This window comes from Polyangium sp. y55x31 (assembly GCF_029946505.1).
Lineage (GTDB): Bacteria > Myxococcota_A > Polyangia > Polyangiales > Polyangiaceae > Polyangium.
In genome coordinates, this window is record NZ_JARZHG010000008.1 from 43,540 (window position 1) to 56,624 (window position 13,085).

11 protein-coding genes are annotated in these 13,085 nt (G+C 70.8%); 6 read left to right on the forward strand and 5 right to left on the reverse strand.

Annotated elements, in window-relative coordinates:
* Nucleotides 1-2: 2 nt before the first annotated feature.
* Entirely contained in the window at nucleotides 3-1,814 is a 1,812-nt protein-coding gene (locus tag QHF84_RS16870) for a bifunctional serine/threonine-protein kinase/formylglycine-generating enzyme family protein (protein ID WP_281314327.1), read from the reverse strand.
* 81 nt (nucleotides 1,815-1,895) lie between these two features.
* Here QHF84_RS16870 and QHF84_RS16875 point away from each other — a divergent pair, with 81 nt between their 5' ends.
* Nucleotides 1,896-2,750 carry an alpha/beta fold hydrolase gene (locus QHF84_RS16875; protein ID WP_281314328.1) on the forward strand — a complete coding sequence of 285 codons (855 nt, stop codon included), beginning with the start codon at nucleotides 1,896-1,898 and terminating at the stop codon, nucleotides 2,748-2,750.
* Complete coding sequence (locus QHF84_RS16880) at nucleotides 2,747-4,342, forward strand: YiiX/YebB-like N1pC/P60 family cysteine hydrolase (RefSeq protein WP_281314329.1); 1,596 nt, start codon at nucleotides 2,747-2,749, stop codon at nucleotides 4,340-4,342. Before QHF84_RS16875 ends, QHF84_RS16880 begins: the two co-directional genes overlap by 4 nt.
* Before the next feature lie 10 nt (nucleotides 4,343-4,352).
* Here QHF84_RS16880 and QHF84_RS16885 read toward each other — a convergent pair whose 3' ends face one another.
* Nucleotides 4,353-5,957, reverse strand: a complete 1,605-nt coding sequence (locus tag QHF84_RS16885; protein ID WP_281314330.1) for a hypothetical protein — start codon at nucleotides 5,955-5,957, stop codon at nucleotides 4,353-4,355.
* Between the two features lie 401 nt (nucleotides 5,958-6,358).
* Between QHF84_RS16885 and QHF84_RS16890 the strand changes: the two genes are divergently transcribed.
* Both QHF84_RS16890 and QHF84_RS16895 read left to right on the forward strand, forming a co-directional pair.
* The gene (locus tag QHF84_RS16890) at nucleotides 6,359-7,075 is read left to right on the forward strand and encodes a hypothetical protein (RefSeq protein ID WP_281314331.1); all 717 of its coding nucleotides are present in this window, start codon (nucleotides 6,359-6,361) and stop codon (nucleotides 7,073-7,075) included.
* A complete protein-coding gene (locus QHF84_RS16895) occupies nucleotides 7,062-8,324 on the forward strand; it encodes a hypothetical protein (RefSeq protein ID WP_281314332.1) in 1,263 nt (420 codons plus the stop codon). The genes QHF84_RS16890 and QHF84_RS16895 overlap by 14 nt, the downstream gene beginning before the upstream one ends.
* Before the next feature lie 4 nt (nucleotides 8,325-8,328).
* On the opposite strand, the gene QHF84_RS16900 is transcribed toward QHF84_RS16895, so the two are convergent.
* Nucleotides 8,329-8,760, reverse strand: a complete 432-nt coding sequence (locus QHF84_RS16900) for a hypothetical protein (protein ID WP_281314333.1) — start codon at nucleotides 8,758-8,760, stop codon at nucleotides 8,329-8,331.
* A 142-nt stretch (nucleotides 8,761-8,902) separates the two neighbouring features.
* On the opposite strand from QHF84_RS16900, the gene QHF84_RS16905 reads away from it, so the two are divergent.
* Nucleotides 8,903-10,561, forward strand: coding sequence for a PAS domain S-box protein (locus tag QHF84_RS16905; RefSeq protein WP_281314334.1), 1,659 nt, complete (start codon nucleotides 8,903-8,905; stop codon nucleotides 10,559-10,561).
* On the opposite strand, the gene QHF84_RS16910 is transcribed toward QHF84_RS16905, so the two are convergent.
* The gene (locus QHF84_RS16910; RefSeq protein WP_281314335.1) at nucleotides 10,548-10,952 is read right to left on the reverse strand and encodes a PilZ domain-containing protein; all 405 of its coding nucleotides are present in this window, start codon (nucleotides 10,950-10,952) and stop codon (nucleotides 10,548-10,550) included. The two genes, QHF84_RS16905 and QHF84_RS16910, sit on opposite strands and share 14 nt — an antisense overlap.
* Before the next feature lie 102 nt (nucleotides 10,953-11,054).
* On the opposite strand from QHF84_RS16910, the gene QHF84_RS16915 reads away from it, so the two are divergent.
* On the forward strand, nucleotides 11,055-12,230 hold the full coding sequence (locus QHF84_RS16915) for a kelch repeat-containing protein (RefSeq protein WP_281314336.1): 1,176 nt from the start codon (nucleotides 11,055-11,057) through the stop codon (nucleotides 12,228-12,230).
* A 3-nt stretch (nucleotides 12,231-12,233) separates the two neighbouring features.
* Here the strand turns inward: QHF84_RS16915 and QHF84_RS16920 are convergent, their stop codons facing one another.
* Nucleotides 12,234-13,064, reverse strand: coding sequence for a J domain-containing protein (locus tag QHF84_RS16920; RefSeq protein WP_281314337.1), 831 nt, complete (start codon nucleotides 13,062-13,064; stop codon nucleotides 12,234-12,236).
* Nucleotides 13,065-13,085 lie beyond the last annotated feature (21 nt).

Sequence of the window (13,085 nt, forward strand, 5' to 3'; positions counted from 1 at the left end):
CCTCAGCGCGCCGATCGCACGCAACGAAAGCCGCCGCCCGCGAAGCGATAATGCGGCTCGAACCGGGTGCGCGAATACGTCTTCAGCGATTGCGCGCCGAAGAGCCAGGAGCCGCCGCGCATGACGTAGAGCGGGTGCCGCGGCTTCGCGGTGTTCTTGGGATTGCGCGAGGGGCCGTCCATGTAAAACGCCGGATCGTCGACGTCCTCGCACCACTCCCAGACGTTGCCGGCCATGTCGAGGACGCCGTACGGCGACTGACCCTCGGGATACGAGCCGACGGGCGACGTGCCGCGGTGTTTTCCGCCGTAATGGGCCCGCGTGGGCGTCGGCTCGGCCTTGCCCCAGGGATAACGCCGGCCGTCCGTCCCACGCGCGGCCTTTTCCCATTCCGCCTCCGTGGGCAAACGCTTGCCGGCCCACGACGCATACGCGCACGCGTCGTCCCACGACACGTTCACCACGGGGTGATCCTCGAGCCCACGCGGCACGGCGCCGCGCGCCCAGTGCGCGAGGAATCGGCCCCCGCTCTCGTCGGCCGGCGTGTATCCGGTGACCTGCACGAAGAGCGCGAATTGCCGGTTCGTGACCGGCGTGCGATCGATGTAATACGCGTCGAGGAAAACCTCGCGCCGATCGGGCCCCATGAGGAATGTCCCCGCCGGCACGAGCACGGACTCGGCGCCGTCGGTATCACGCAGGACCGTCGCGAGCGGCGGAACGGACGTGTTGCTCGGGCGCGGGACGACGATCCCCGGCGCGGGCTCGTCGATGGCGGCGAGCAGGCGCTCGCGGAACTCCGCGCACGTCTGCGGCCGCTGGGAGGGGTTTTTCGAAAGCGCGGCGAGGATGAGCTCCTCGAGCAGGGCCGGGATCTCGGCGCGATGTTGCGAGGGCGGCGGGGGCTCTGCCTGGACGTGCGCCATCATCAGCGCGAAATGGTTGTCCTCGGGGAAAGGCGGTCGGCCCGCCGCGAGCTCGTAGAGCGAGACGCCGAGCGAATAGATGTCCGAGCGATGATCGGCCGTCTTGTCGCCCTTCACCTGCTCGGGCGACATGTACCGGCAAGTGCCGAGCAGCGCGCCGCTCACGGTGTACGTCGTGCCTTCGAGGATCCGCGCGATGCCGAAATCGACGACCTTGGGCACGAGCTCGCCCGCGGGCCCTCGCATGACGAGCACGTTGTCGGGCTTGAGGTCGCGATGCACGATGCCCTGCCGGTGCGCCGCGTCCATCGCGTCGAGCACGGCCGCGAAGATCTCGCGGATCTCCACGAACGGCATGCGGCCGCGCCATTTCACGAGGTGGTGCGCGAGCGTCTGCCCCTCGACGTGCTCCATCACGATGCCGAGCAGGTGCTCGTGCTCGATGAGGTCGAAGACGGAGACGACGTGCGGATGCGAGAACGTGCGGAGGACGCGGGCCTCGCGGATGAAGCGGCGCCGGATCTCGGCGTCGCCCGCGAGGTTCGAGTGCAGGCACTTGATCGCGACCGTGCGGCCGAGCGCGCCGTCGTGCGCGCGGTAGACGACGCCCATGCCTCCCTCGCCGAGCACGCTCTGCACGGCGTACACCCCCGACAGCATGGTGCCCGACGGGATGCGCATGGGCGGAAGGCGGCTGTTCGGCTGGGCGGACGCAGGCGTCGGCTCGCGTTCGACCGGCGTCGTCGGCGCCAGCGCGCTCGGCACCTTCATGAAGAGGACCGTGGGATCGGACGGGGCCGCCACGGGGGCGCCACAATCGGCGCAAAACCGCGCCTTCTCGCCGATCACGGCGCCGCAACGCCGGCAGGAGGGCTCGCCCGAGGCCATGGGGGCGGCAGAGCTTCGCAGATCGCCGGGGCACGAGGCAAGACATCGTCGCGCCCGAACCCTGCGTGGTAAAAAGTGACCATGGTACTCCTCTCCGTCCTCGACCACGTGACGCGTGCGATGCTCGTGCGCCGCGGCGTCGAGAGCCGCTTCGTCGAAACGCCCGTCGGGCGCGTGCACGTGTACGACGCGCGCGGCGAGGGAGCGGCCCCGCCGGTCGTTTTCCTGCATGGCATCGCCGCGTCTTCCGCAGTGTTCGCACCGACCCTCGCGAGGCTCCGGAAAAAGAGCCGTCGCGTGCTCGCCGTCGACGCGCCGGGACACGGCCTGTCGAGCACGCCCTGGATGACGCTCGGGCCCGAGCGCCTCTTCGAGTCCCTGTCCTACGTGCTCGATCACGAGCTCGACACGAAGGCGCTCGTCGTGGGCAACTCGCTCGGCGGCGCGATGGCGCTCAGGTACGCGCAACGCAGGCCCGACCGCGTCGCGGGCCTCGCGCTCACCTCGCCGGGCGGCGCGCCGGTCGAGGATCCCGAGGAGCGCGAGCGCTTCCTGCGCGGGTTCGTCCTCGAGAACGTGCGCGACGCCCGCGACTTCCTCGGGCGATTGAACCACGCCGTGCCGTGGTACGGGCCGCTCGTCGCGCCGGACCTCGTGCGCATCTTCAAGAACCCGTCCGTGCGTTCGATCCTCGACGGGCTCGAGCCGAGACACTTCTTCGCCCCGGGCGAGCTCGCCTCGCTCTCCATGCCGATCCACGTGATCTGGGGCAAGTCGGACCGCGTGATCCCGTCGTGCTGCCTCGAGTTTTTCAAGGAGAACCTGCCGCCGCACACGGTCTTCCTGGAGCCCGAGGGCATCGGCCACTCGCCGCACACGGAGGACCCGAGAGCGTTCGCGGACTTCGTGCTCCGCGCGCTCGAACGGGCCTCGTGAGCCGTCGCCGCGCGCTGCGCCTGGCCGCGCTGCTCGTCGTGATCGCCGTGGCGTTCACGCTCTGGCGACGGAGCCACGAGGAGGCCGGGTATCCCTTCACGCCGGATTTGCCCGGCGCGGCGGGCGCGCTCGCGCGGCTCGCGCCTCCGGTCCTCGATCGCGCCGAGGCGAACGACTTCGCCGAGCTCGACCGCGTGATCGGCCGGCTCGACGCCGCGCTTCGCAACGCCGAGGCGAAGAAGACGCTGCTCGCAGCCGAGCGCATCGACGAGCTGCGGGCCGAGGATCGCGGCGCGATCCGCGACGTCTGGTCCGACACGCTCGATCCGCTGCTCGCGCTCGACGCGCTGAAGCACCGCTACCAGGGCTTCTGGAGCATCGACTACAAGACCCACCCGCGCCTGCACGCCCGCGCGTACGCGCTCGCGTTCGCTGCGCTCTGCGCGGAGGTCGAGGCTGGGCATCGGCTGATGGAGCTCGTCGGCGGGCGTGACGTCTCGCCGAAGCTCTTCGACGAGGCGCGCGAGGACCTCGGTTTGCCCGCGGGCACGTTCGGCGAGCTGCGCAAGCACCTCGCGCGATCCCGCGACCTCGCGATGGTGCCGGCGGGCGAGGCGTGGTTTTCGACGTGGATCGAGCGACACCTCGACGACGAGGCTGACGCGAAGCTCGCGGGCCTCACGCGTGCGCGCACGGCGCGCGCGAAGGCGCGGCTCGGCATCGAGGCGACGGCGAACGTGGCGCGGAACAAGGCCGAGGTGCTGCGCGGCGAGGCCTTCGAGCGCTGGTTCCCGGTGCAAAAAAACGTGGCCGAGTGGTTCGGTGATACGCGTGTCGTGGCCGAGGATCGGCGGCTCATCTCGGACGCGCAGATCACGGAGCTCGGGCGCGCGCTCCGGCCCGGCGACATCATCGTCGAGCGGCGCAACTGGTACCTCTCGAACGTGGGTTTGCCCGGGTTCTGGCCACACGCGGCGCTCTACGTGGGCAGCCCCGACGACATCAAGAAGACGTTCGACGAGGATCCCGAGACGCGAGCGCGTTTCGGCGTGTTCAGCGAGCACCTCGCGCGCGAGCGCGCCCGGGGCTGGAAGGAGCTCGGCGAGAAGGACGCCGCAGGGCACCCGCACACGGTGATCGAGGCCGTGAGCGAGGGCGTCGTCGCCGCGTCGCTCGAGCACTCGTGCGGCGCCGATTACGTGGGGGCGCTCCGGCCGCGGCTCCCGCTCGTGGAGATCGCGGCGGCGATCGATCGCACGCTCGGCTTCGTGGGCCGGCCCTACGATTTCAACTTCGATTTCGGCACCGACGACGAGCTCGTCTGCTCGGAGCTCGTGATCAAGGCGTACGAACCGAAGGGCGAGGGCGCGCCGGGCCTCCGGATCCCGTTCATCAGCGTCGCCGGCCGCCGCGCGGTGCCGCCGACGGAGATCGTGCGCCTGTTCGCGGCCGAGCGGTCCCGCGAGGATCACCAGCTCGATTTCGTGTATTTCCTCGACGGGCGCGAGCGCAAGGAGCGCGCGATCGTGGCGGACGCGGACGCCCTCGCCGCGAGCGCGCGCCGGCCGAAATGGGACATCGCGCAGCCCTGAGGGCCTCGTTTCACGGCGCGCCAGGGTCGATCTTCGCGAAGACCTCGTCGCGCGGCCGGGCGCGGTAAAACAGGCTGCGCTTCGGCGCTTCGGCCATGATGCCCTCCCAGGTGCGGCGGCGCGGGCGCTTCATTTGATCGGCGAGACCAAACGGAAAACCTGTCACGGGGTCGGCGCGCTCGACGAAGATCGCATGCTGGTGGATGTGCTTGTCGCGCTTTTCGCCCTGGATCGAGATGATGTCGCCCGGACGAACGTCGTCCGCGAAATCGCGTAGCTCCGCGAAGAACCGCGAGCGCTCGCCGAAGGGGATACGCTCCTCGCCGCGGAAGCGTCGCACTTCGAAGAGCTCGGGCTTCGCCTCGGCGAACTCGCCGAACGAGATGACGCCGCGGCGGTTCTTGATGCCGGACTCGTCGAAATCGAGCCGGCCCACGGCGCGGCCGGGTTTGTCGCCGCGGGCGCGGTACCAGGTGCCGGCGGCGCGCTCGTAGGTATCGAGGACAAAATCGACGCAGACCTCGGGCGGACGCGGGCGGCCGGAGGAATCGAAGACCGCGTAACGTTTGTCCTCGAAGGAAAAACTGTCGCGGCCCTGGAGATAGGCCGTCATCCATTGCGGCCGGAGGGTCCCGTCGCGGAAATGGTCGGGCTCGGCGTCGGGGCGGTCGAACGGGAGCGCCTCGTCGACGGCGCGGCTCACGGCGTCGCGGATCGCCTGCATCGCGCGGCGTTTTTGCGCGGTCTTGTCCTGGAAGGCGCGGACGGCGTCGCGGGTGGGTCGATCCTCGGCGAGGCATTCGAGCGAGAGGCGCGCGCCGTCCGCGCGGAGGAGCGCCGCGGCCCAGGTCTCGCCGAAGCGGAGATCGGCGACGATCGCGGACTCGGTCGTGTGCCGCAGGCGCGCGCGCTCGAAGCCGATTTCATCGGCGAGCGCGGCGAGGTCGCGGTGGAGCGGGCGTTCGAGCTCGGCCTCCGTCACGGCGACCCGATCGCCGAAGAGCAAATCCGCGGGTTTGCCCGAGGCGTCTTGATAGCGGATTTCGCGGCGGACCTCGACACGATCGAGGGCGCGGATCTCGTGGCCGCGCAGGAGGTGGATGCGGGGTTCGTCGAAGAGATCCGGCAGCGTGATTTGTGTGATGAGCGCGAGAGCGTCCTCTGGGCTCGACGCATAGGCGTATCCCTCGTGGAGCACGAGGGCACGGAGGGCGCGGGGATCGCCGCGGTGCCGCTTCCGCAGCCCGCCGACGCGGCCGCCCGGGCGCTCCTTGGCGAACAGGCGGGCCGAGGGGACGAGGCGCGTATCGAGGCCCTCCTCGGGCGTAGGCGCGGGCTCGCGGACGAAGACGACCGGTTCGCCGCGGGCGCGGCCGAGGATCTCGATCCGGGCGGCGTCGAACGCGGGCGCGCCGGGGGATGCGGGCGAGGCGAGGACCTCCGCGACGCGGCGGCGGCAGGCGTTTGCCTCGTCCTCGACGTTCGGGGCGGCCGGCGCGGGGGCGGAGATGGTGGGCGCCGCCGTGCTGGCGAGCGCGGGCGCGGGGAGCGGGCCTCGGTCGCAGGCGAGGCCGAGGAGCGGAAAAACGACGGTCGGGAGGAGTGCCCAGCGCATGGGGGGACCGATGGACGAACGAGGGGGCCCGGGCAATTCCCACGATCGAGGCGCGGCGTCCATCCGGAGGCGCGGGCGCGGGCGGCAGGGCGCGCGTCCTGGCCTCGGATCGGACCAACAATGTCCGATTCGCGTGAATACGACGACGCACTGCGCCGTGGGGCGCATGGACATTGTCAGTCCCATCGCCGGACAATCCCCTCGACAATCGGGAACGCGCCGGATCGCCTTTGAAACAAGGGCTTCCGGCTTTTTTCCAGGAATTCGGTTCGCGGACGGAGAATGTCCGATCGCGGGATCGATTCCATTGCGGCGAACCCGGAGATTGCGTATGCATGGGTTCACGGCTCGCGGGACATGAGCCGGCGCTCGGGGAGGCCGATCGCGCGAGAAGCGCGGCAATGGCCGTCTTTTGTGCGGAGTGCGCCCAAACGTGGGCGCGCCCCCATTTCGAGCGAACGACGAACGACTCGAACCATTCCTCGGACCTGGCCATGCAAGGAATCGACGTCTTCCTGGATACTTACGTGCGGATCGACGAGGGAACGGCCGTGCTCCTCTGCTCGCATCGCTCCTCGGTGCGCACGGCAGCCTGGATCTACGCGGCGCTCTATACGCGCGGCACGGGCCCCGAGATGTATTGCTTCGAAGAAGACGACGAGGCCGGCGACGAGGCGGTCACCGCGGCGATCCAGGCGCTCCGCGCGCGCCCCGGCGTGCGGCGCGTGGCCGTGATCGTGTGCGAGCCAGGCGGGCCGTCTCTACAGAATGCGCTGACGGGCGCGCAGGGCGACAAGCCCGAGCGGACGCCGATCTTCCGCATCTCGGGGCGCGCGACCGGGATCTTCGAGACGGGATTCGGCACGGGCGAGGACGAGGCCGAAAACGAGGGCCTCGGGCTCACGCCGAGCGACATCGACGATCTGCTCGCGCAGTGCGACACCGAAATGGGCGATCTCGACGATCGCGATATCGAGGAGGTCGCCGCGATGACGCTGGAAGAGGATAACGACGCGCTGAGCGACGAGGAGCTCGCCGCGCTCGCCGAGCTCGAGGACAGCGAGCTTCTGGAGCTCGCGACGGCCTGGGGCGAGGAGGGATTCCGTGTCCTTGCTTGAAGAGGTGCCCGTGCGACGAAATGCATTGCAGCAGCCTTCGATCGGACCCGCGTCGCGGCGGCGCGTGGACGGGCGGTTTCTCACGGACGAGCCGCTCGCGCCCTACGACCGCCACGTGCGGCGCGAGCTCGCGAGCTGGTCGGCCGAGGCGCTGCAAAGGCTCGACGAGGCGCCCGAGGACCCGATGGAGCGCGCCGCGGCGTTCGCCCGCGCCCACCAGGACGCGGCGCTCATCGCGAGTTATCTGGGCCGCCCGAACGAGGCGCGGCTCGTCTGCCACGCGGGGCTCGACAGCGTGGCCGAGCACGCGGAGACGTCGGGGGACGAAACCATCCTGCTCCTCGGCTTCGGCCCGCTCGTGGAGCTGTCGCGGCTCGACGCGCGGCTCGGTCGGACCGACGAGGCGCTCTGCGTGCTCGAGCGCCTCTCGGGGCTCCTGCGTGGTCAGGGGCTCGCGTTCGGGGCGCTCTCGATCTCGGCCGCGACCTGGGCCCGCATCGGGCCGGGCGAAGGCGGCGCCGAGGCGGCGCTCACGTCGATGGTGGCGATCGAGACGCAACGGACGTTGCTCGGATCGGGGCGTCACGAGGCCGCGCTGGAGATCGCGCGGGGCCAGGCGCCGTCACCGAACGATCCGGTGCTCGAAGCGATGCGGCGCGAGGCGTATCTGGTCTCGCTCTGCAGGCTCGGTCGCGGCGAGGAGGCGCTGCTCGTGGCCGCACTCTGGGCCGCGGAGGCGCACCCGATCCGGCGGCCGATCTTCGAGATCCGCCACGCCGAGGCGCTCGCCGCGTTCGGCGACCCGGTGCGGGCGCACGCGGTCGCCGAGGAGTGCGTGCGGTGGGTCGAATCGCGCCTCTCAGCCGGGCCCGCGACGCTCTTCGACTTGACGATCGCAGCGCGCGTGTCGCGGCTGCTCGCGACGCTCGGAGATCCGCTCGCCGCCGAGCTCTGCCGGACGGCGCTGCCGGCGGCGACGTCGCTCGGAGACGTGCCCCTCACGGCAGAGCTCGCGCTGCGGATCCTCGCGACGGATCGCCGCGCGGAGGAGCGCGCCGAGGCGCTCGAAGCGCTCCGCGCGATCGCAACGGGCAGCGGTTATCGGATTCCCGCGGTGGAGCGCGCGGTCGAGGCCGAGGACGGGCCGCTCCTCGCGCGGTCGTTGAAGGAGCGCGCGCCGAGTTATCCGCGGCTCTTCGAACGCTTGCTCGGCTTCCCGCCCGACGCGCTCGATCGTTCGTCGCGGTGACGCGCTAGAACGAAGACCTGCGCTCCTTGGTCGTGATCCGGGCGAGTTTTTCGCGCGCGGAAACGAGCCACGTCCGCGCCTCTCCCTCGTCCTTGCCGTGGAAGAGCAGCCGCTTGTGGTTGCCGAGGAGCGCGGTCGCTCGCATGGCCATGTCGAGCGCGACGCGCGTCGCGAAGCCGCCGCCGTACGTGGCGACGGCGCGCGGCGGCATGCGCGGATCGGGCGCGCGCACGAGCTTCCACCCCGCGCCCGACATATGGCCGACGCGCCCCAGCGGCACGAGCACGAGGACGTAGGGCTTCGAGAGCGTCCACTCCACGGCAACACGGATCATCGGGCCGAGCTCGTCGCCGATGTCGCCTCGCAGATCGACGAACACGAGATCCGGATCCTCGAACACGAGGCGATGCGTACCGAAGACGACCTCTTCGCTCACCCGTCCTCCTTTCCACCATCGGTGTAGCAGAACGCGCGCCCACAGCGCCTTCAATGCCGTCGACGGACGCGCGTGCATCGTGCGAGGATGCGACCCAAACAGGCGCAATACGCGCTGGCTCATCAAGGACACGAAGCGGGCGATGGAGCATCGGGACGAGGTGGAGGGGCTGCGCGCCGAGGTGAACGCGCTCCGCGCAGAGCTCGCAGAGGCCCGCGCGGAGAGGGACCGGGAGAAGCATCTCGGCGCGGGTTACCGCGAGCTGTTCCACGGCGTCCCCACCGCCATGGTCCTGACCGACGGCCTCGGGCGCTTCGTGGACATGAACGAGGCCTTCGTCACGCTGCTCGGCTACACGCTCGACGATCTGCGTGGCCACTCGACCGACGAAATTTCACACCCCGACGATCTGCCGGTCGAGCGGACGCTCTTCGCCGCGCTCGCGCGCGGCACGCGATCGTTCGTGGAGTTCGAGAAGCGCTACCGCCGCAAGGACGGGACCTGGATGTGGGCGCGCCTGTACACGGGCGTCGTGCGGAACGAAGAGGGCGAGATCGTCGCGTCCTACGGCGCGCTGAAGGACGCGGAGGAGGAGCTCAGCACCACGGTGACGTCGGTGCGCGCGGTCGAGGCCCGAAACCGCGCCCTGCTCGACGCGGTGCCCGATCTGCTCTTCGTGATGGCCCGCGACGGGCGCTTCCTCGACTGCAAACCCGCGCGCGACGTGCCGCTGCTCGTGCCGCCGGCGCAGTTCCTCGGGCGGCGGCTCGTCGACGTGTTCGGCACCGACTGGTCGCGAAGGCAAACCGACATCATCCGCGACGTGGCCGAGGACGGCGAGCCGCGGATGGACGGGTATGCCGTCGAGACGCCCGACGGGACCATGCATTTCGATGCGAGCTTCTCGCGGGCGAGCACGGGCGAGGTCGTGGTCGCGATCCGGGACGTCACGAAGCGCGTGCGGGCCGAGGTCGAGCGTGATCGGCTGGCGAGCGAGGTGAGCGCGCAGGTGAACGAGCTCAGGCGCTGGAAGGCGCTCGCCGACCGCGCGCCCGACGGGATCTCCATCGTCGGCCTCGACGGCAAGATCACGTACGCGAACGCGGCGTTCGAGGACATGCTCGGTCGAGGTCCGCTCGTCGGGACGAACGTGTCGCGCCTGCTCGCGACGGAGGAGGCCCGGACCATCGAAGCGGCGCTCCGGGCCGAGGGTCATTACCGCGGAGATCTCGCGCTCGTGCGCGGCGATCGGTCGCAGCTCGCCACGCATGGCGTGCTGTTCGTCATGACGAACGAGGACGGGACGGCCACGTCGTTCGGCACGATCATGCGAGATCGGACCGAGGAGCGGCTCGCGGAGGAGGAGCGGCTGCTCCTGCGCGAGAAGCTCATCGAGACGCAGCGGAAGCTCATCGAGGAGCTGGAGACGCCGATCCTGCCCGTGGCGCCCGGCGTGCTGGTGATGCCGCTCGTCGGGCGGGTGGATTCGGCACGCGCCGAGCGGCTGCTCGACTCGCTGCTCTCCGGGACCACGGCGCACGGGGCTCGCGTGGTGATCCTCGACATCACGGGCGTGCCGGTGGTCGACGCGGACGTGGCCGAGGGCCTCGTGCGAGCCGCGCGTGCGGTGCGGCTGCTCGGCGCCGAGACGTTGCTCACGGGCGTCGGCCCCCTCGTGGCGCGGCAGCTCGTCGCGCACGCCGAGGAGGTCTCGGTGCTCCGGCCGTGCAGCACGCTCGAGCGCGCCGTCTCGATCGCGCTCGGGATGTCGCGGCGCGGCAGCGGGGCTAGAGCAAGCTGATCATGTCGACCGTCGCGGCGTAATCGACGCGCGGCTCGCGCGACGACGCGACCGTGGGATACGCGCAGAGCGCCTCTTCGAGGACGCCTCGCGCCCCGCCCGGTTGGAGCTCGAACGAAATGCCGACGCCGTGGCTGCCCTCGAGCTCGCCTGCGATCCGCGCGACCTTGCCGCGCGCGTCGATCCACTGCTCGCGCCCGGGGATACGGAGCGTGATCAGGACGTCATCGCCCACGGCGGCGGGCACGTCCGAGACGAGGAGCATCCCGCACGTGGACAGGTCGACGCCCCGAGCGCCGAGCAGGGTGAAGTCGTCTTCGCGCACGACCTGACACTCGACGGTCACGGCATGGCGCGGGGCGCGCCGCTCGTTGGCTAGCAACATCTCCATCAGTGGCCTCCTCGCGCGGAGCCTACCGAGCCTCCCCGATGCGGCCAAGAAAGCGCCTTTCCCACGCCCCCGGAGCGCGCCGCGTTGGGATACGCTCGGGCCATGCTCTCGCGTACCTTTTTCCTCGCGCTTCTGCCTCTCGCTTGCCTCGCCTGCATTGCTCCGGACTCGAACGAGCCGCCGCCGAGCCAAGGCGGGCCGCCGAAGGAAATCGTCTGGAGCGCGCTGCCCACGGACGGCGCGCCTTCGCCGCGGTACGCGCACACGGCGGTGTGGACCGGCTCGAAGATGCTCGTGTGGGGCGGTGATGTCGGAGGAAACCCGGCCGCGACGAACACGGGCGGCATCTACGATCCGGCCACGCGCACGTGGAAGAGCATGAGCACGACGGGCGCGCCCGCGGCGCGCTTCTCGCACACGGCGTTGTGGACCGGCTCGAAGATGCTCGTGTGGGGCGGCTTCGGCGCGACGGATCTCGAAGCAGCGGGCGGGATCTACGATCCGGAGACGGACACGTGGGCGCCGATGAGCACGATGGGACAACCGCCGCCGCGCTTCGCGCATACCGCGGTGTGGGCCGGTTCGAAGATGATCGTGTGGGGCGGCGCGAGCGGGGCGAACGTGCTCGGCTCGGGCGGCATGTACGATCCGGAGACGGACACGTGGACGAGCACGAACGGCGCGGGAAGCCCGCCTCCGCGCCGCTACCACGGGGCCGCGTGGAACGGGAAGCTGATGCTGGTCTGGGGCGGGGCGGACGGCTTCGATTGGTTCAACGACGGCCTGACGTTCGATCCCACGGGTACGCCGCAAGGCGTGTGGATCCAGCCGACGGGCGCGGGCGGCGCACCGGAGCGGCGCGAGCGCATGACCTTGGTCGCGACGGGCCCGTCGTTCATCGTGTGGGGCGGCTGGAACGGCGGGGTCAACTTGAACACGGGCGGTCAGCTCGACGTGGAGTCGAACGAATGGAGCCCGACCACGATCGAGGGCGCCCCGGGCATTCGCGCCGATCACGCGAGCGTGTGGGCCGGCAATCACCTCGTCGTGTGGGGAGGTTGTCGGGAAAACCCGTGCACGGCGAACAACATCGAGGGCGACGGGGGGCAATACGTGCCGAGCCGGAGCGGCGGCACGTGGTACCCGATCGCGGCGCAGTCGAGCCTCTCGGCGCGGTACGGGGCGACGCTCGTGTACACGAAGAGCTCGGTGATCGCGTGGGGCGGGCAAACGGATCCGTCGACGCGGACCGACACGGGCGCCGAAGCGCCGCTTTGACCCTCAAGCCACGAGCACGTGATACGCCGCGCTGACCTCGGCGAAACGCGCGGCGTTGCGATCCCGCGTCGCCGCGGGGGCGGTGGCGTGGCGATCGGGATGGAGCTCGATCGCGAGCTTGCGGAACGCGCGCCTCACGTCGTCCGCGCCGGCCGTCTCGGAGAGGCCGAGCTTCTCCAGCGCGCGTCGCTTGGCCTCGGGGATCGGATGTCCGAACCGCGACGACGACGCGCGCGGCGGCTCGGCGCGTCGCTCGCCGTCGGCCTTCGGTGCGCCCGGGTAAAACCTTTGCGCGCGTGCCGGCGCGCGGCGGTAGCGGACCTCGGACGCGGGCACGAGATCACGAAAGCGGGGCCGGCCAACCAGAAAATCGGGCGGTTCGAGCGGATGAATGCGGCGCGCGGAGACCTTCGTGGGCCTCGCGGTGTGAAACGCGACGGCCGCGTCCTGGAGCCCGAACAACGCGTCGAGCTTCATGCGGAGCTGCACGCGCAGCGCGGCCTCGACCGTCGCCGGATCCGCGAGGCGCTCCGCGACGAGGATCTCTCCGCTCGGCCGCGGATCACCGTCGCCGAGGCGGCGCAGGAGCGCACGAAATGCAGGGTCGGCCAGGAATCCTTCGCGCCGGAGCAGCTCTCCGAGCGGCGGCGCGGGCAAGCTCGTCTCCACGCCGGCGACGAGGCCCGAGGCCAGGTGGATCTTGTGCCTCGACGTCGCCGCGCCCGGAGGCGCCCAGAGATCGGTGAGCTCGAGCGTGCCCGTCGTCCGCTGGCGATACAGCCTCCCGAGCAGATCCCCGAGCGTCGTCGCCGAGAGCCGGCTGGGCAGGATCATGGGCGTCGGTTACCCAAAGCC